This is a genomic window from Virgibacillus ihumii, assembly GCF_902726655.1.
GTDB classification, from domain to species: Bacteria; Bacillota; Bacilli; order Bacillales; family Amphibacillaceae; genus Lentibacillus; species Lentibacillus ihumii.
Genome location: NZ_CACVAN010000001.1, coordinates 2,978,089 through 2,996,063, shown reverse-complemented (window position 1 = coordinate 2,996,063; position 17,975 = coordinate 2,978,089). Strand labels below are relative to the sequence as shown.

The window sequence follows — 17,975 nt, the reverse complement described above, 5'->3', positions numbered from 1 at the left end:
TAAGGATGTAAAAGAAAATAGAACTGTAAAAACTAATCCAAATGCTCCAAACGTTCTTCCAGCAATTGAATACGATCGTTGAACAAAGTAGGGTACGAAAAATAGCCGAGCATGATGCTTGTAATAACCGCTGTAGTTAAAAGCAGAAACAGTATCAGTAATTGAAACATGACAGCCTGAACCGGGTCGGCACCAGCAATAATTTGCCCGCTCATCATCCCTGGAAGTTGCACCAGGCCAATTGTTTTTTGTTTCTCGATAGTCGGAATGGTGCTTGCTTTAATGGATGTAATCAACGGGATATGCACGGCTTGTTTCGCTGTACCACCAAGCGATAAAATAAGTTCCGTTTCCTCCTGGCGTGAAGACATTTCCGCCGTAAACCTGTTAAAAAACAAAATTCCCAGCACCATAGAATTACCAATGACCATTCCACTGATCGGGATAATATATTGGGGGGTGGGCGGCGTTACATTCAAGCCGAGTAAAATAACCTGTGTTAATATCTCTACAAAACAAAAGGTCACGATCAATTTCCATGTGATTCCCGGTATAGTTATGCCTTTCTTCCGGGCATTTTGTGTAGCTGCTCCGATCATTAGTATTATCATTAATAAAATATAAAGAATGTTTTCTGAATCAAAGACAAATTGCAGGAGATATCCCACAGCAAGCAGTTGGATAATGGAGCGCACTGTTGCAATAATCGTATCTTTTTCCAGACCCAGATTTAATGTTTTAGAGAGATTAAGTGGGATAATCACGAAAATTAACGTGATAGCCAATGTTAGAAAACTCAATCCACTTCCCCCTTAACAAAATGTTTTATTCGATCATCTTTTGGGTTCTTTAGTAAGTCACTCTTACCGGCTTCTGCAAGTTGCCCGTCCATCATTACCCACGTATACTCCCCTATAGTCAAAGCCTGTTCCAAATTATGTGTAATCCAAATAACAGTCGCACTGTACTTTTGATTGATTTTTACAATAAGCTCTTCAATATCCTGTTTGGATACACGGTCGAGAGAAGAGGTGATTTCATCAAGCAATAAAATCTTTGGCCGGTTCACAAGAGTACGGGCAATCGATAACTTTTGACGTTGTCCGCCTGATAAATCCTTACTGTTGCGATTTAAATAGCTTTTGTCCAGCCCAACCAGCTCCATCAGTTCAACAGCATCTTCATCAGACAGCATTTTTCCCTGAAGTGTTAATGGAAGTGCCAAATTTTTTCTTACACTTCCATTTACCATGGTTGCACTTTGGAGCGCAATACCTACATCCCGCCGCAGTTTCACCGGATCATAGCTGTTTATGTGTTTTCCATCAACAAAAATCCCCCCTGAACTTGGTGATTTCAGCCCATTGATTAACCGGAATAATGTCGTTTTCCCCGCTCCTGAAGGACCTACCAAAGTGGTGATGTCACCCTTGGAAAATGATCCGGTAATATTTTGAAGAATATGTAAACCACCGGCAGCATAATTTACCTGTTCAAACCGTATGGCGTCATTATGTGTTGTCATAACAGCCACTTCCCTTTTCATCAGTAAAACAGTACAATTCCGTACTGTTAACAACATACTTATGTTACTTTTCACATTTAGTAAGTTCCTTATCCATTGGCAGAAATATTCCTCACCATTGTAACACTTCATTGAATTTTATTTGCATGTGATACTATTAGTAAGTTGAAATGAAGGTTCAATATTAAAAGAGGCGCTGGATCATACGTATTATTGGATTATCAGAAACAAAATAATCTCGTATTAAGACTATTATTTTTTATTATGATAAAATCGTTTTGCTTTTGCACGATTTCCGCAGTCTGCCATCGAGCACCAACGTCTGCTGCGATTGCGGCTGGTATCCAAAAACAGCCAACCACACGGAGCCCCTTCACACTTTTTCACCCTGCTTAGTTCTTTTTCAGAAATAAGAATTTCTATAGCAGATTGAACAATCGGTGGAAGCATCCCGTCTAATGTTTCTTCACAATTCACAAATTCCAATGAAAATTTATTTTCACCAGGCACTACTCGCATCATCCCATAAGCATTGCTTAAGGCTTCATTCAACACAGAAAGATCCTTAGATACTGGTGTTTCATTGCCCGATACTAAACTAAATATTTGGTAAATCGATTCCCTCAGCTCAATAGCTTGTTGGAGAACCACTTTTGCTTTAGAAGGTTGACTTTCTGCTTTTCTTAGTAATAAAAGCGATTGTTGTTCCTTAAGAATATTGGCATGCAAACTCCAGCCTAACAGCTTCTCGTAACTCGTGAGCAATTCCTGTGATTTCTCACGACTATCGTGCCAACTTACTGTATTGGCAAAATCCAGACACAAACGTCCGCCTAGTAAATCATGCTTGTGTACATCTTTATTTATATCAGACATGTGATTTCTCCTTGTCTTACCGTAAGTATTTTAACAGTCCAGTCAATATAACTTTGATTTATTTATAACCATTATAAAAGGTATTGACAGTTATAATCAACCACTTTATAATATAACCACTAAGATAAATATAGAGGGTTATATTCAGTGTTCTGATTTCAGTTGAAAGTCGTTTTACAATGATTCATAGAACAGTCTTTGAAATCAGTTCGTAAAGGATGCAGCCCGCTATGTGCAATTCAATCATGAATTTTTTGAAGGGAGTGGACGAAAATGAATCATCCATTAGTAGTTGCGATTAACGAGCGGATAAAAGAGGGTTTCGAAGGACCAAGAGGTGTTGGAAGTATGTTCACAGATCCAAACACTGCCATATTCGAGACACTTGAGCAGTTGTCCTCAGAAGAGGCCTCAATACCGGTTCATGGCACGACAGTTGCAGCACACACCGACCATACTCGCTTTTACTTATGGGGAACCAATGTAGTCTTAAAAAAAGGGAAACAGCCAGAAATGAATTGGGGAGAGAGCTGGAGGATTACCTCAGTTAATGAAACCCAATGGTATCAAATTCAAGATGAATTAAGAAATGAATACTTAACGCTTATTAAAAACATTGATACCGTTGATTGGAACACCCAAACAATCAATGAAGCGCTTGGATCTCTTGCCCATTCAGCCTATCATCTCGGAGCCATACGCCAGATGATAAAATCCATTAAAGATCCTCAATAAGGCACTTAAATTTATACACACCTCAGAAATATACAATCCCGCCTATATGGTTAACAGGCGGGATCTTCTTACAAAGCTTTGTTCAACAAACTGACTCAATTGAATAGCAGAGTTTACCCCTGAAATGTATAACGTGAAGAAGACTTCAACAAGCTTCCCCTTATCAAAATACCCTCTCTTTTTTGTGCCGCCCATCCTTGATCCTGCATATAATAACCACGAAATTATCATCGTGTGGAGAGGATGACGGATTTTGTGTGGTATCACTGGCATTATTAATTGGAAAAATGATGTTAGAGCGGAGAAAACATCATTAAAAAGAATGACAGAAACACTGACTTCAAGAGGTCCAGATGATTCGCAAGTATGGCTGAATCAACATGTCGCCTTTGGTCACAAAAGACTAATCGTTGTAGATCCTGAAGGCGGAAAACAACCAATGACCAAAGAAAATAATAACGTTACCTATACACTTGTATACAATGGCGAATTATATAATACCAAGGAGTTAAGGAAGGAATTACAAGGAAAGGGATATCAGTTTTCAACTTCCTCCGATACGGAAGTTTTACTTACAGCCTATATCGAGTGGAAAGAAGATTGTGTCCACTTTTTAAATGGTATATATGCATTTGGTGTTTGGGATTCAGATAAAAAGCATCTATTTATGGCACGCGACCGGCTTGGTGTTAAACCATTATTTTTTCTTGAATCTCATGGATCTTTCCTATTTGGATCAGAATTAAAAGCGATTTTAGCACATGATGATGTGCATGCAGAAGTCGATTATTCAGGCTTAGCTGAAATCTTTGGTTTAGGACCATCAAGAACACCGGGTCATGGAATATTTAAAGGGTTTAAGGAACTCAGGCCAGGCCATGCATTAACCTTTTCAAAAGATGGATTAAAAGTTTGGCGTTATTGGAATGTGGAAAGTCATAAACACACTGACACTGTAGATGAAACAGCTGAAAAAGTAAGAAGTTTATTTGTTGATGCTGTTCAACGTCAATTGGTAGCGGATGTTCCAGTATCTACATTTTTATCAGGTGGTTTGGATTCGAGCGCCATCACTGCAATTGCATCAAACAATTTTAAAACGAATGGGAGAGGAATATTATCAACTTTTTCAGTTGATTATGAAGGGAACGATCAATACTTTGAGGCAAGTAAATTTCAACCTTCGAGTGATCAGCCTTGGATTGAAAGAGTTGCAGATTATTTCTCAACTGATCAACATAATGAAGTGATAACTGGATTTGAGCTAGCTGATTTATTAAAAGAATCGGTAGAGCTACGTGATCAACCTGGGATGGCAGATATTGATTCTTCGTTATTATGGTTTTGTCGTAGGATCAAAGAACATACAACCGTTAGTTTGTCGGGAGAGTGTGCAGATGAAATTTTTGGTGGATACCCTTGGTTTCATGACATTTCCAGTAATCAAGAGGAGACTTTCCCTTGGATGAAATCATTAGATTCGAGAATCGATTTACTACTACCTGAATGGCAAAAAAAATTAAATCTAAAATCCTATGTAATGGATCGTTATCAAGAGACCATTAAAGAGACACCCCGTTTGGCCGGGGAAAGTAAAGAAGATGCACGACGAAGAGAGCTGTTTTACTTAAATATGCACTGGTTTATGGCACAATTATTAGATCGTAAGGATCGAATGAGTATGGGAGCCAGTCTTGAGGTTAGAGTTCCATTTGCAGATCATAAACTAGTCGAATATGTATGGAATATTCCATGGGACATGAAAAATTTACATGACAGGGAGAAAGGTATATTACGTAAAGCATTGGAAGGTTTTTTACCGGAAGATGTCTTATATCGAAAGAAAAGCCCTTATCCTAAAACCTTTCAGCCCGAATATACCCGGCAGGTTGTAAACTGGATGAAAGAAATACTGGCAGACTCTGAATCGCCATTATTTCAATTTATGAGGCGGGATCGAATTGAAGCTATTTTAAAAAGTGAAGGAAAAGAATTCACCGACCCATGGTATGGACAATTGATGAAGGGACCACAACTAATTGCTCATTTGTGTCAAATTGATCACTGGCTTAGAACATATGACGTTAAAATTTGTGAATAAATAACTCCCTTCCTGAAACAATTAGGAAGGGGTTATTTTTTTCAAACTGTTTAATTGATGCACCATTTTTAATAAGTGGTTAAATATTTCTCGCGTTCCCAGAGATGTACAGCTGTACAATCATTCCCCCTTGTAAGATTACCTTCTGCAACTAAAGAACCCATGGGTTTGGAATCAATCTAAAGGTATTTTATCAGTAATTTTCCCGTCTTCATTAGTCCAAACTCTAAATCTTTCACCATCAATTACAACCACCAACGAATATTCTAAGAACCATTCACCCCACTGCCCAAGGTTATTTATTGATTCCACGCTTGTTATTTCAGGGTTGTGTTCTTTTACGTTTGACTTCACATTATTGAGTTTAGCGTTTATCGAGGTAAAACCTATAAGTAAAATAATAACAATGCTAAGGAATACAATTAATATAGCTTTTTTCAATAAAACACTCCCTCATAATCTGATTAAACCGCAAACAGTCTGTTCCTATATACAAAGAGCATCATTTACTCCCGAAGCGCGCCCTTTTGCAGTATATTTAATATCATTTGAATACCATGCTATTGCTTTTTCTTCGATTTCCGAGACTGTTAGTTCCTTCCCCTGAATATACGCATTCTTGAATAGTCATTCCAAATGTGTTATAAGATAGCTAACAAAAGCAATCCATATTTTTTGTTTGCAAATCGTTTTTTCGTGTTATAATAAACATATAAATAGAAAAAAGACATAAACTAATAAAGACCGAAGATACGCTAATATCTCCGGTCAGCAATGAATCGCTCCCCTTCAAGAGGGGTCAGCGCGAGTAAGGAATAGACCTCACTAGCCTGGTAAACTAAGGGAGGTCTATTTTTTATGGTCTAAAATCGTCACAATCAGTGTTGCGAAAGCGATCATTAGAACCATTGTGAAAATTATGGACGTGTATCTCCATTCCTCTTCCACCTAAATCGGGACGTATCTCCATAAATTCCAACATTAAATCCTTGTTTGTCTTACTGGACTTAGATAACATCAAACATTTTTTCGCTAACTTTTTCCTTGCCTTCTTCCTTAAACAAATTTGATGCTTTTTTCAATAAATTTCTCGTAGTCTTTCCTGTTTACTTATTGGAGACATACAATTCCATATAAATTCTATGCTTAAAGCCTTTTATCTTTGAAAAACTTTCCTTTATTCGCTCGAACTCTGTAAAACCCAATTTTGTATATATTCCATAAGCAACTTTATTTGTATCCACAACTTCCAGAAAATACCGATGATAATCCTCATTCTCCAAGACGTAACTCACCAGAGCAGTTGAAACACCTTTACCTCTCGATTTAACTGCAGTGGCAACGCATTCAATATAACCTGTGTCATCTTGGCATGACAATTTTTTATTAAACTCATCTTTCATAAAATGATAAGCTATACTCCCTTTAACATAGCCAAAGTAGTCTCTCAAAATTGTCTTATCAATTGTCAATGCTCGATTATGATTATTGGAACAAGCCAAAATCCCAACAATTTCTCCTTCTAAAGTGGCAAAATAAAAAACATCTGGACAAATCATTTTCTGAAACGCTTCAATTAACTTTTCCCGATTGTTTGAGAGAAACGCTAAGTCTTTCTCGTATCCATCAACAAAAACGGCTGCAACCTCATGAGATACAACTCTTTTAAATTCTTTCATTGGTCTTACTCTAATTTCATAGCTTTCCATTTAATTTCCTCCCGGGATTAAACTGAACGTACGGTTTATAAATGTGTGTTTAAAAACCCCTTCAGCAGGGGGTTACTTTTTAGATATCCCATTCAAAAAAACGTCAATCGCATTTTCGTAAAGAAGATAAAACTTTTCCTCATCGTAACCGAGGAATTGTGTAACACTCATACCAGTGAGTGTACTATAAAGAATAAAGGCTAAATCATCAACCGTTTTATTACTTACAAACTCTATATTACGTATGCCTTCCTCGATGATTTGATAAAATACATCATATTCAGGCTGAAGTAGATCGATAATCTTTTCCTTCACCATATCTTTGATGTTCTCCGTGCCCATATACTCTGGAACGGTTTTAGACAGTGGATTTTGCATATCCGAAGCATAGTATTGGGCGAGTAGGTATAATTTCTCTGTAGCAGTCGTAACTTGATTAGCTTGAGCTTCCCATTCTTGCATCCAGGATTTATTAGCTGTTTCAACAGTGTATAAAAATAATTCTTCTTTGCTTTTAAAGTGATAATAAATGCTACCTTTGCTAATTTCTGTGAATTCACGGATTTCTTCCATGGAAGTAGCAGCATAACCCTTTTGTTCAAAAAGAACTTTGGCTTTTTCTGCAATGTGTTTTTTCGTCTTTTCGCCTTGACCAACAGGTCTCGCCATAATGATTACCTCATCATTCTTGTTTTATATTAATAAACTGACCGATCGTTTTATTAATTATAATTTATGAATCTTAAATTTGCAACCTCATTTAAAAATTATCCTTCTAAAACCTCTGTTTGAATTCATCTACTCTACTAATCATTTGATCTGGTTTAACACTAAACTCTGGTGTCTGGTAATTTGGTAACCACTTCACTCCTACCGTGTAAACGTTAGCTCGTTTGCCAGCCAAAATGTCAGCGTTACTATCTCCCAAAAAAACAGTTTCAGTGTTTTTTACGCCAAGGTGTTCCAATGCCTTATTCACTCCCTCAGGATGAGGCTTCGGGTTGTTAACGTCATCTCCCGTAATAATGACGTCAAATAATTCGTTCATATTAAGGTGTTCTAAGGAAATAAATAAACTTCTTTTTGCTTTTCCTGTAACTATCCCTAATTTATAACCTTCACTTTTTAAAAACAGTAGCAATTCGTTTATTTCCTTATTATCAAGAACTAGCTCACGATGTCGTTCATTATATTTCTCATAATATAATTCTATTGCTTTATTATCGTTAGGATTCATAAGATTTTCCCTAATAATTCCAGTTTCAGATGGACCAAACATAGCCTTTACTTCATCTGTAGTAACATCAATATTGTCAAATTCTTTAAATACAGTTTGAAATGCATAAAAGCAAACTGGTAAAGTATCAGCAAGAGTACCATCAAAATCAAAAATGATTGCTTTCATAACCACACATCCTTTAACAAAAATTTCATCTAAGGGGTTCGAGGTCTGTACTGTTAGTCTAATACATTATTCGATTAAATGGCACCACAATGGAAATTTAGACACTGCCCTTTATTCCACAAGTGCGCCCATCGTATAACGGAATAGTAGTTTTCTGTTATTAGCTGATATAATGGCACAAACCAAAAAGGCCATTATTTAACCCATTGAAGAAATTCAAGGCGATTACCAAACGGATCGTTAACATAAAACCGCTTTGCACCTTCTAGTCGTTCATCTTCTTTGACCTTAACTCCCTGATTAATGACCTGTTCACGCAGTCCTTCTAAATTCTCGACATGAAAAGCTGGATGAGCTTTTTTAGCAGGGATAAAGTCCTCTTGAATTCCTATATGAAGTTGGTGGGTTCCGCATTTAAACCAAACGCCGCCACGTTTCGCCAAGTTTTCTGGTTTAGAGATTTCTTCCATGCCAAGAATATTGCTAAAGAAATTACGTGCTTCATCCTCACTACCTTTTGGTGCTGCCAATTGAACATGATCAATTCCAGTGAAAGTATACGACATAATCAAACACACCGTCCTTTTTTCAATTCTTTCCATATATAAGTATAAGGTGAATTTATTATAATTTAAAATACTCGTTTTGTATCAGAATAAATAAGTATTTCTTATCGTATATACTTATCCCCAAAACTGCCTCTATTAGGGATTGAAGACCAGAACAACGGAATGCTTGAAACCGCCCATCATTGTTCAATTCTTGCGCCCTTATATTGAACAACCTTCTTCAACATAAAAGTTCTATTTGAAATTCTTTTAATTTTTTCTTTCTGAACAACATAAAAGAAATTTCCATCCCTTGCCCGATTCAATAAGTTAGATTTTTTTATAGTTGCATGTGTTATAACCACCTACCCAGTTTATTCAGCAGTTCATATACTATATAAACTTTTGGAAATGGGTGATACACTATGGCAAATACCGATTCATTACTTCTTGAATTAATCCTGTCTAAAAACGTTCAAGTGCTATCCGAAGCTACACTGGAAATCCAGGGAAAATTCTGTGAACCACGCAATGACTTTCAATCAAACCGAAAAATGAATGACCCATCGCAACAAATCAAATGCATCCAAACGCAACGGGTGCATGATTGGATATTCTACTGTACCGACCATCAAAAAAGGATATCGATTCCAGAGGATTGTGTTGAACAGATTCGCAATTGCCGTGACACAGGCAACGACGTGACCACAGATTGTGAAGGGATACCTGATTCCAGTAATTTCACCGTATTATCTGAATCAAGAAAATTTCCCGGAATTCCTGGAATACGTATTGTTTCAATACGCTTCACTATACACATACGGGTTCAATTTAAATGTAATGATACGCCATTATGTCATTTTGAAGTTCCTGTAACCACCGTCGATGAAGTTGCTCTTTGTATTCCGAAAGACACCTCCATTGCAGCTACCATTTCAAATGTAGACTGTACGGCTTTTTCCATCTCCATTACTCCTGTATGTACGAATCCAAGTATCACGTTGAATATCCCTGAAGCTGTCACATGTACAGGCGATATTACAGGGACGGTGACGTGCAATGATGCCCCTGTGCCTGGTACTGCCGTGACGTTTAGTCCGAACCCAGTGGTCACTGATGAAAATGGTGAGTTTACAACGGCAGCAACCATACCAGAAGGTACGGCACCTACAGCTGTTAGTATTACCGCGTCAACGACCGTTAACGATATCCCCGCTTTTGAAACTGAATTGACGACTGTAAACTGTCCTTCTTGTGATGTCCTTGCGTATGTCACCAATGCAGGTGAAGGTGAAAACACGGTTTCCTTCATTGATACATCGACCAATACAGTGATTAATACGGTAACGGTGGGCAACACTCCTTTTGGTGTAGCGATCACACCGGATGGGACGCGAGTGTATGTCACCAATCAAGGTGATGACACGGTTTCCGTGATTGATACCGTGACCAATACGGTGGTGGCTACGGTCATGGTGGGGAACGGTCCTATTAGTGTAGCGATTACACCAGACGGGACGCGGGCGTATGTCGCCAATGCAAATGACGACACGGTTTCCGTGATTGATACGGTGACGGTGGGGGCCTTGCCTTTTGGTGTAGCGATTACACCGGATGGGACGCGGGTGTATGTCGCCAATTCCCTTGACGACACGATTTCCGTGATTGATACCGCGACCAATACGGTGATTGATACAATTCCGGTGGGGAACAGTCCTAATAGTGTAGCGATTACACCAGACGGGACGCGGGCTTATGTGACCAATGCAGATGCTGGCACGGTTTCCGTGATTAATACGGCGACCAATATGGTGATTGATACGGTGATGGTGGGAAACGATCCTCGTCGTGTAGCGATTACACCGGATGGGACGCGGGCTTATGTCACCAATCGAGCTAATAACACGGTTTCCGTGATTGATACCGCGAGCAATACGGTAGTTGCTACCGTAACAGTGGGGAACGCTCCTAATAGTGTAGCGATTACACCGGATGGGGCGCGGGCTTATGTCACCAATCTAGGTGATGCCAATGTTTCCGTGATTGATACGGCGACCAATACGGTGATTGATACGGTGACAGTGGGAGACGTTCCTCGTGGTATAGCGATTGGCACGATCTGTCAAGGGTAGTGTAACAGCCCCTTTTGATCACAAAGGGGTTGTTCATAATTAAATAACCCAATGGTGTGAAAATGAACAGAATTACCTTCCTGTAAAGTAATTTTCAATACCTTTAGTTACATCACTCGGTCCTTCCTCCTTGTTTGATGGTATAACAAGTTTAATATCATGATTAGGATAAACAGATGAACGAAAGCTAACACCCGGGTCATATCCCATCAAATGATATTTGAAGATGCTTCCATTCCTTTTGTTAACCCATACTCCATAACCATAGTTCACTTCTTCCTCCACAACTACATGTGGATATAATAGTTTATTGGTATACTCTTCACTCAGCAACCTGTCATTAAATAATGATTCCCAAAGTTTTATCATATCAGGTGCAGTTGTAAATGCTCCACCATCGGATCCACCTCTGACCGGCAGGGAATATATATTCGTGCGCCACGTTCCATCCGGATTATCAATATAGCCAAGCGCCACATTTGAAGGTAGAGAATCAAACGCGATGAATCCGGACCAATCCATCTCCGCTTTTTTAAAAATAAATTCCCCAACATAGTCCTGATATGTCAGCTTACTTACCTGTTCCACAATTAGCCCTAGCAAGATAAAACCGGCATTGTTATAGTGAAACTTTTCCCCTGGCGTGAATTTCATCTGCTCATGTTGGAATAGTGGCAGAAAATCTTTTAATTCACGAAACGTATACATTGGATACTTAACCCAAAGTTCCTCAAAATCATCCATTACTTCCTCATCAAAATAATCCGGGATCCCGGATGTATGTGTTAACAAATGATGGACAGTCACATCATCACTAAAATGTTCAAAATCATAAACCAGAATATCCTGCAACCGGTCATCAAAAGAGAGCCTGCCGTCTTGGACAAGCTGACAAATTGCTATTGCTGTAAAAAGCTTGCATCCGGAAGCAATTCCGAAACGAGTATTAATTGAATTTGATATCTTTTCAGATCTGTTCGCATAACCATAAGCAGCTTTAGAAACCACCTCATCACCCTGTTTCATGTACACTACACCCGATAAACTTACCCCCTTACTAACTTCTTCTATAACTTTATTCAACCCAGCTTTTTTTCCAACCACACTAGAGCCCTCCTGTCTTTAATCACATCACCTTCTAATTTGAATTTTAACATAAGATATTCAACAATAAGACCTGTTCAAAAGGACGCACTATTCGATTAGCGCGCCTGTTGTTGTACTGTCATTTATTGACACTAGATCGGAATTTAGGAAAACAATTTGAAAGGCAACTAATAGACAACAATAAAACCCCTTTCTACTTTCTTCACGTTACTTTGTACAACTAGTACTCATATTCAGATTCAGCTCATACCTTATCTAAACCAGTCATTAAGAGGCCACCACCATACCAATAATACACCCTATCTCTAGCTTTATTTATAACATGAATCGCTTCTCCCTTCAGTTCCATTAATTTAACAGCATTCGCTTAAGAATAACTACTTCTTTAAGGACATAAAACTGTGTTTGTAGTACTTTATAAACCCAACAAACATTAAAATGGAACCGATGATATTACAGGCAACACGGAAGCCGTGAACAAAAAAGAATTCTTTTGCCGTTTGTTTCAGGAATTCAACTGAATGAACGTCTGCACCTTCGATGAACAGAATCTCATTACGTGGCCATTCAAATAAAATAGATGTCGCTCCTTCTAACACAATCATAAGGATACTGAACAAAATCCAATATCGTGCTGGCTTGGTCCTCCAGGCTAGGATTAAGGCTAAAATACCTGTAATAATGCTCGCTGCTCCTAAAGGGGGAAAATAGGTATGCGGGCTTGCCACTGCCATAAATTCCATTCCAAGTTCAAGCGATGCGGGTATGTTATGAAAAATATTCGGATACAACATAAACGTATTCACGAAAATGCTTCCCAACAAAATCCATTGAACCCAGAGATGGGCTAGTACTGTTCCAAACGTAAATTTTTTTAACATAATTAAAACTCCTTTATTTTAGACACAAGGATGTGTCCCTTGTTTATTTTTCTAAAACCATCATAATCAATAAAGGTTAACTCTCTCTTATATAATTCTTAACTAATCCTTAATTCTTTTTTAAGTATAAAAAAACGAAGCTCTCGATGAACTTCGTTCTTATAATTTCATAATTTCCTATCTATTTTTTAAACCGGTATCCTACTCCCCATATTGTTTGAATATACTTTGGATTGGAGGGATATTCCTCTATTTTCTCCCTTAATTTTCTAATATGGACGGTTACGGTTGTAATATCCCCAAATGAGTCGATTCCCCAAATCCTCTCAAATAGTTCTTCTTTCGTAAACACACGATCTGGATTTGATGCGAACAATACTAATAAATCAAATTCTTTGGCACGTAACTCTTTTTCTTTTTCATTGACATAAAGCCTACGTGAATCCAGGTCGATGTGGAGACCTTTTATACGAATTTCATTTATTTCACGATTCTTTCCAATAAGCCGTTCGTATCTGGATAAATGGGCTTTTACCCTTGCAACAAGTTCACTTGGATTAAAGGGCTTCTGGACATAATCATCAGCACCACGATCAAAGCCACGTATTTTATCAATGTCTTCTTTTCGCGCGGTCACCATTAAAATAGGAATATCAAACCTATCGCGCAATTGTCTGCAAATGTCAAATCCATCTACACCCGGCAGCATTAAGTCCAGGATAATAAGGTCATAATTGTTCTCTTTAGCTAGTTTCCATCCTTCTTCACCAGTATTTGCAATGTCAGAGGAATATCCATTTACTTCTAAATAATCTCTTTCCAATTCAGCAATATGCATTTCATCCTCAATGATCAAAATCTTTTTCATGATGACACCTTCTTAAGTGTAAAATAAATGCTTGTACCTTTCCCTAGTTCGCTTTCGGCCCAAACTTTACCACCATGTTTTTCAATTATTTTTTTTATAATGGCCAGCCCAAGTCCACTGCCCCCTGTAGAAGAATTTCTTGAGGTGTCTGTTCGATAAAAACTTTCGAAAATGCGGGGAGTATCTTGCTTGGCGATTCCACTTCCATTATCTTTCATTTCAATTTTGACCTGCTGGGACTCAGATTTTAGAAAGACACCTATCTTCTTACGATCTTTATCCATATATTTCAGGCTGTTTTGAACAATATTGGTCACAACGCGTCTTAATTGGTCACGATCTGCTTTCACGATATAATTATTATTTTTATCAGCCTTCAGAGTAGCCATTCCTTCTTCTGTTTCCAAGTCAAAAGCCAATTCATCAATAAAATCGGTAAAAAAAGAATATAAATCCACTTCTTCAAACTCAAACGGGATATATTCGATATCCAATTTGGAATATCGAAATAAATTATCGATAAGCCCATCCATATCGTTGGCTGTTTTATAAATGATATCCATATACCGTTCCAGTTTCTCCGGTGTATTCGCAACCCCCTCCTGAATTCCTTTTACATAGCCTTTTATCGATGTTAAAGGGGTTGATAAATCGTGCGAAATACTCGCAATCAGCTCTTGGCGGTTGCGTTCATACCTTGATTGATCCTCTTTTGCCTGTTTCAGACTTAACCTCATCGCTTCAAACGTATTGGAAAGCTCACCAAGCTCATCTTTCTTATTAGTTGCCACACTATATTCCAAATCACCTCCACTTATCTTCCTTGCCGAAAGGGTTAGTTGCTTTATCGGTGCAATAATACTCCTGGACACGTAATATGTCAGTAACCCATTTGTAATAACCAAAATGAGTACAATCGCAATCAATCTCATATTAAAAAATAGTTGTAAATCCTGACCTTCCATACTGCCATTAAAAATCACAAACATAACGTATCCTAAAACTATTTCGACTAACAAAAACCCAACAATTGGAAGCACAACCATCCCTATGTTAGACAAAATTAATCGTTGCTTAATGGACATGACCTTCACCTACTCGCATCGGATTGTAACCAGTAGCTGTGAGCTTCAACTAGTTGTTAAGAAAAGTTTAGCATATCACTTATCTGATTTCAGATTCTGTTGGTCAATAATTGGTACAACAACAGCACAAATAATAGCCGTAAAATAAGAAAAATACTTAATTCCCAATGGCTCATTAAATAATATCATTCCCAATACCCCGATAAAACTTGATAACGCAATACCAAGAACAAATCCTCCAATCAAACCAACAAATATTCCTAAAAACATTCTCATATTATGCGTCTCCCTTCTGATTACTTTTATTCTTAAATGTTAATTTCCATGTTTTTGAAACCATTGTGTAGGCAAATACAAATAATAGAACACCAAAAACGGGATGCATTGCGCCAAACCAAGGTAAGTTAGCAGAAATATTCGCGGTGAAATACATTATGAATATCGAAATTAGAATACATAACAATTGCCAGTATGCCCAACGGGGTAATGCACCGATAAATGCAAAGACCAACATGAAAATTGGTATATTAAATCCAAATAAATGGACGAATGTCATATGCTTCATCCAATTCACTGGACTTATAAAGATAGCCATGCCTGCAAAAAAGATCTGAGTGGCTACACTTAATGCAAAAATAATGGCTAATACAAGGTAAATGATTCTTCCTATGCGAATTCTTCGATTTTTTCTTACCAAATTGTTTCCTCCCTTGTGTGAACTCTGCATCTATCATACAAATCAATTATAAAATCACTCTTAGGTAATTCTTAAATAACTCTTAAATAAAATAGGTGGATATATGAGTCACAAAAATTACGGTAGCTCCTAAGGAACTACCGTTGGTTTTCGTTCTATAAAATTAATCTTGTATATTGCGCTTTTCCGTTCTGGACATTCACCCAGATATTCCTATATAAATATTGTTATGAAGGCTTTACATAAACCATTCTTCGTTAACTGACTAACTTAAAGATCGATTACTTATGAATAATTCTTTCTCTTATTAAATAACCTGGCCTATTCAGAAAAATGTTCTCTTATCCGCTAACTGCGCCCGTTTACCTAAGATTGATTCAAATACCTATTAAGCTAAAGTCTTAGAGACATTATTGAACAATTGTTGAAAGCTGCACGAATATATTTTAATTCAACCAATGGTTTGGTTTCTCTAAATAGTCGGGAATTTGGGTGTATTGGTCTCCTTTTGCTGAATTAATTTGGGACTGCGTCAGAAAGAGAGCTTCTTTCAAGTTAGCACCACTTAGTTCTGCATCTCTAAGGTCAGCACCAATAAAATCAGCCTTTCTTAAATCACTTTGACTTAAATTAGCTGCAATCAGTAAGGTTCCCCTAAAGTATGGGGCCATTCCTTATTAGTGAATAGCGCCCTTTTATGGAATACTACACACTGTATTTTATGGTTGTTTGCCATCCTTTTTCCGCTTCATTATGAAAAGAAAAATTATTAAACCCCCTATTATTCCGCCTATCATGCACGATAACCATTGTCTCCAATCAAATTCATCAATCCAAAAACCTCTTATTAGAAATGCGATTGTATAACCAAACAAAACACCAAACATCGATAAACATAACGATTTATAGCCTTTCTTCATCAAACTCACATCCGATTTCAAAAAAAGTTGCTCGATAACCTATTTCCATTACTGGATTTGACGCTAATTCTTATTCCTGATGTCGAGTAGAAGAGAATCTCTCTACCTTTTACGGTAGATTGATTTCTCCCCCCTCTCAGAACCGTGCGTGCGCTATTAACGCACACGGCTCCTCCTAGTTACCATTCACAAAAATTCTGCTATCCTTAGTAGTTTTGTTTCCATTTGTAAGCTACCTCTGTGTGTAGTAAATGTGTCCCTAATAAGGTTGATAACTGGTAGCTAGTCTTTCCTCCACCGGCATTACCCGATTTCATTGGTACTACGCTGCTATCCGACTCCCTGCACGGCATTTGGTTTCCTTGCTTTTTATCGCTTGTACACCATACTCTTCCAAAGAAAAGACCGGCAGGGTCTCCTGAGTTGCCGCATCATATCAATGTATGACGTGCCAAGGTCTATGACTCCAGAGAGGTTTTATCCTTCTTGCCTTTAACGAAAGATAAAATGTAGCTTTCTGCAGCGCTAAAAGCATCAGCCCTCTCGATTTGCAAACATTATGGAGCTCAATCCCTTCAACCAGTTGGCTTTCGGCCCGCCACCTAACTGTCTACGCTTAAAGACTAAAGTTACCTTTAGCCCTCCAAGACTCGCTACGAGTGAATGGCTAGTTCTTACTCGACGGGAATCACACCCGTTATATGATGCGACCTATGCTCAGCCGCACTAGCGCCCGTTTGAGGAAGATCATGGCAGATGGGCATGAGCGCTTTATCTATTATCAAATAAAAAATAAAGAGAGGCTGCATGATTAACAGCCCCCCTATACGATCGACGAATTATTTTTCTAAAAGCTTTAGAGATTCGCGATTGAATGCAGGAAGATCATCAGGTGTTCTGCTTGTTACAAGGTTTCCATCTACGATTACTTCTTCATCTTTTACAGTTGCTCCTGCATTTTCCAAGTCTTTTCTTACGGAAACAAAGCTTGTTAGCTCTCTACCTTTTAGTTGGTCTGTATTAACGAGAAACTGTGGACCATGGCAAATTGAAAATATGGGTTTATTATCTTGGAAAAATGTTTTCGCAAACTCACTATTCTTCGGATTAATACGTAGTAAGTCAGGAGAAAACCCGCCAGGTACGAGTAATGCATCATAATCGTTTGCATTTACTTCATCTATGCCTCTATCTGCTTGTATTTCGTCCCCATTTTTGCCATTGATGGTTTTTTTTGCTTCATTACTGATAATATCTACCGTATGCCCAGCTTCTTTGTAAGCTTTCACAGGATCAGTTAATTCAATTTCTTCTACCATGTCTGTTACAAGGACTGCAATGTGTCGACTCATATAGCACTTCCTCCCTTTATCATTCTCGAATATA

At 38.0% G+C, this 17,975-nt stretch carries 18 protein-coding genes and 1 pseudogene; 3 read left to right on the top strand and 16 right to left on the bottom strand.

Annotation, left to right across the window (positions count from 1 at the left end):
• Positions 1 to 32 precede the first annotated feature (32 nt).
• From HUX68_RS14630 to HUX68_RS14620, 3 genes are all read right to left on the bottom strand, one after another.
• On the bottom strand, positions 33 to 800 hold the full coding sequence (locus HUX68_RS14630) for an ABC transporter permease (protein WP_174615501.1): 768 nt from the start codon (positions 798 to 800) through the stop codon (positions 33 to 35).
• Positions 797 to 1,525: an ABC transporter ATP-binding protein gene (locus HUX68_RS14625; protein WP_174615500.1), complete on the bottom strand. Its 729-nt coding sequence runs from the start codon at positions 1,523 to 1,525 to the stop codon at positions 797 to 799. Before HUX68_RS14625 ends, HUX68_RS14630 begins: the two co-directional genes overlap by 4 nt.
• Positions 1,526 to 1,777: 252 nt before the next feature.
• Complete coding sequence (locus HUX68_RS14620; RefSeq protein ID WP_174615499.1) at positions 1,778 to 2,401, bottom strand: CGNR zinc finger domain-containing protein; 624 nt, start codon at positions 2,399 to 2,401, stop codon at positions 1,778 to 1,780.
• A gap of 273 nt (positions 2,402 to 2,674) precedes the next feature.
• Between HUX68_RS14620 and HUX68_RS14615 the strand changes: the two genes are divergently transcribed.
• Positions 2,675 to 3,136, top strand: coding sequence for a hypothetical protein (locus HUX68_RS14615; protein ID WP_174615498.1), 462 nt, complete (start codon positions 2,675 to 2,677; stop codon positions 3,134 to 3,136).
• A 253-nt stretch (positions 3,137 to 3,389) separates the two neighbouring features.
• Positions 3,390 to 5,237, top strand: a complete 1,848-nt coding sequence (asnB, locus tag HUX68_RS14610; protein ID WP_174615497.1) for an asparagine synthase (glutamine-hydrolyzing) — start codon at positions 3,390 to 3,392, stop codon at positions 5,235 to 5,237.
• 174 nt (positions 5,238 to 5,411) lie between these two features.
• Here asnB and HUX68_RS14605 read toward each other — a convergent pair whose 3' ends face one another.
• The 5 genes from HUX68_RS14605 to HUX68_RS14585 form a co-directional block, all read right to left on the bottom strand.
• The gene (locus tag HUX68_RS14605; protein ID WP_174615496.1) at positions 5,412 to 5,678 is read right to left on the bottom strand and encodes a hypothetical protein; all 267 of its coding nucleotides are present in this window, start codon (positions 5,676 to 5,678) and stop codon (positions 5,412 to 5,414) included.
• Between the two features lie 665 nt (positions 5,679 to 6,343).
• The gene (locus tag HUX68_RS14600; protein WP_174615495.1) at positions 6,344 to 6,946 is read right to left on the bottom strand and encodes a GNAT family N-acetyltransferase; all 603 of its coding nucleotides are present in this window, start codon (positions 6,944 to 6,946) and stop codon (positions 6,344 to 6,346) included.
• A gap of 72 nt (positions 6,947 to 7,018) precedes the next feature.
• Positions 7,019 to 7,615, bottom strand: a complete 597-nt coding sequence (locus HUX68_RS14595; protein WP_174615494.1) for a TetR/AcrR family transcriptional regulator — start codon at positions 7,613 to 7,615, stop codon at positions 7,019 to 7,021.
• A 106-nt stretch (positions 7,616 to 7,721) separates the two neighbouring features.
• Positions 7,722 to 8,351 carry an HAD family hydrolase gene (locus HUX68_RS14590; RefSeq protein ID WP_174615493.1) on the bottom strand — a complete coding sequence of 210 codons (630 nt, stop codon included), beginning with the start codon at positions 8,349 to 8,351 and terminating at the stop codon, positions 7,722 to 7,724.
• Between the two features lie 194 nt (positions 8,352 to 8,545).
• Positions 8,546 to 8,917, bottom strand: coding sequence for a VOC family protein (locus tag HUX68_RS14585; RefSeq protein ID WP_174615492.1), 372 nt, complete (start codon positions 8,915 to 8,917; stop codon positions 8,546 to 8,548).
• 407 nt (positions 8,918 to 9,324) lie between these two features.
• On the opposite strand from HUX68_RS14585, the gene HUX68_RS14580 reads away from it, so the two are divergent.
• Positions 9,325 to 11,031 carry a YncE family protein gene (locus HUX68_RS14580; protein ID WP_246206689.1) on the top strand — a complete coding sequence of 569 codons (1,707 nt, stop codon included), beginning with the start codon at positions 9,325 to 9,327 and terminating at the stop codon, positions 11,029 to 11,031.
• 72 nt (positions 11,032 to 11,103) lie between these two features.
• Here the strand turns inward: HUX68_RS14580 and HUX68_RS14575 are convergent, their stop codons facing one another.
• The 8 genes and pseudogenes from HUX68_RS14575 to HUX68_RS14540 all read right to left on the bottom strand — a co-directional run bounded on the left by HUX68_RS14575 (position 11,104) and on the right by HUX68_RS14540 (position 17,941).
• Entirely contained in the window at positions 11,104 to 12,135 is a 1,032-nt protein-coding gene (locus HUX68_RS14575; RefSeq protein ID WP_425509523.1) for a serine hydrolase domain-containing protein, read from the bottom strand.
• Positions 12,136 to 12,515: 380 nt separating this feature from the next.
• Positions 12,516 to 13,019 (bottom strand): hypothetical protein, encoded by a 504-nt coding sequence (locus HUX68_RS14570; RefSeq protein WP_174615491.1) that lies wholly within the window; start codon positions 13,017 to 13,019, stop codon positions 12,516 to 12,518.
• A gap of 181 nt (positions 13,020 to 13,200) precedes the next feature.
• The gene (locus HUX68_RS14565) at positions 13,201 to 13,887 is read right to left on the bottom strand and encodes a response regulator transcription factor (RefSeq protein WP_174615490.1); all 687 of its coding nucleotides are present in this window, start codon (positions 13,885 to 13,887) and stop codon (positions 13,201 to 13,203) included.
• A complete protein-coding gene (locus HUX68_RS14560) occupies positions 13,884 to 14,972 on the bottom strand; it encodes a sensor histidine kinase (protein ID WP_174615489.1) in 1,089 nt (362 codons plus the stop codon). The genes HUX68_RS14565 and HUX68_RS14560 overlap by 4 nt, the downstream gene beginning before the upstream one ends.
• Before the next feature lie 75 nt (positions 14,973 to 15,047).
• The gene (locus tag HUX68_RS14555) at positions 15,048 to 15,248 is read right to left on the bottom strand and encodes a DUF5957 family protein (RefSeq protein WP_174615488.1); all 201 of its coding nucleotides are present in this window, start codon (positions 15,246 to 15,248) and stop codon (positions 15,048 to 15,050) included.
• A 1-nt stretch (position 15,249) separates the two neighbouring features.
• A complete protein-coding gene (locus tag HUX68_RS14550) occupies positions 15,250 to 15,669 on the bottom strand; it encodes a DUF6220 domain-containing protein (protein WP_174615487.1) in 420 nt (139 codons plus the stop codon).
• A gap of 446 nt (positions 15,670 to 16,115) precedes the next feature.
• Positions 16,116 to 16,325 (bottom strand): annotated as a pseudogene (locus HUX68_RS14545) (pentapeptide repeat-containing protein); the annotation flags it as partial.
• A gap of 1,103 nt (positions 16,326 to 17,428) precedes the next feature.
• Positions 17,429 to 17,941, bottom strand: coding sequence for a type 1 glutamine amidotransferase domain-containing protein (locus tag HUX68_RS14540; RefSeq protein WP_010530576.1), 513 nt, complete (start codon positions 17,939 to 17,941; stop codon positions 17,429 to 17,431).
• Between the last annotated feature and the right edge of the window lie 34 nt (positions 17,942 to 17,975).

What these genes read in the sequence shown, in the direction of transcription:
- HUX68_RS14570 (WP_174615491.1), bottom strand. Translation starts at nt 13,019, where the DNA reads ATGTTAAAAAAATTTACGTTTGGAACAGTACTAGCCCATCTCTGGGTT.
- HUX68_RS14615 (WP_174615498.1), top strand. Translation starts at nt 2,675, where the DNA reads ATGAATCATCCATTAGTAGTTGCGATTAACGAGCGGATAAAAGAGGGT.
- HUX68_RS14590 (WP_174615493.1), bottom strand. Translation starts at nt 8,351, where the DNA reads ATGAAAGCAATCATTTTTGATTTTGATGGTACTCTTGCTGATACTTTA.
- HUX68_RS14565 (WP_174615490.1), bottom strand. Translation starts at nt 13,887, where the DNA reads ATGAAAAAGATTTTGATCATTGAGGATGAAATGCATATTGCTGAATTG.
- HUX68_RS14620 (WP_174615499.1), bottom strand. Translation starts at nt 2,401, where the DNA reads ATGTCTGATATAAATAAAGATGTACACAAGCATGATTTACTAGGCGGA.
- HUX68_RS14560 (WP_174615489.1), bottom strand. Translation starts at nt 14,972, where the DNA reads ATGTCCATTAAGCAACGATTAATTTTGTCTAACATAGGGATGGTTGTG.
- HUX68_RS14580 (WP_246206689.1), top strand. Translation starts at nt 9,325, where the DNA reads ATGGCAAATACCGATTCATTACTTCTTGAATTAATCCTGTCTAAAAAC.
- HUX68_RS14600 (WP_174615495.1), bottom strand. Translation starts at nt 6,946, where the DNA reads ATGGAAAGCTATGAAATTAGAGTAAGACCAATGAAAGAATTTAAAAGA.
- HUX68_RS14595 (WP_174615494.1), bottom strand. Translation starts at nt 7,615, where the DNA reads ATGGCGAGACCTGTTGGTCAAGGCGAAAAGACGAAAAAACACATTGCA.
- HUX68_RS14540 (WP_010530576.1), bottom strand. Translation starts at nt 17,941, where the DNA reads ATGAGTCGACACATTGCAGTCCTTGTAACAGACATGGTAGAAGAAATT.
- HUX68_RS14585 (WP_174615492.1), bottom strand. Translation starts at nt 8,917, where the DNA reads ATGTCGTATACTTTCACTGGAATTGATCATGTTCAATTGGCAGCACCA.
- HUX68_RS14625 (WP_174615500.1), bottom strand. Translation starts at nt 1,525, where the DNA reads ATGACAACACATAATGACGCCATACGGTTTGAACAGGTAAATTATGCT.
- HUX68_RS14555 (WP_174615488.1), bottom strand. Translation starts at nt 15,248, where the DNA reads ATGAGAATGTTTTTAGGAATATTTGTTGGTTTGATTGGAGGATTTGTT.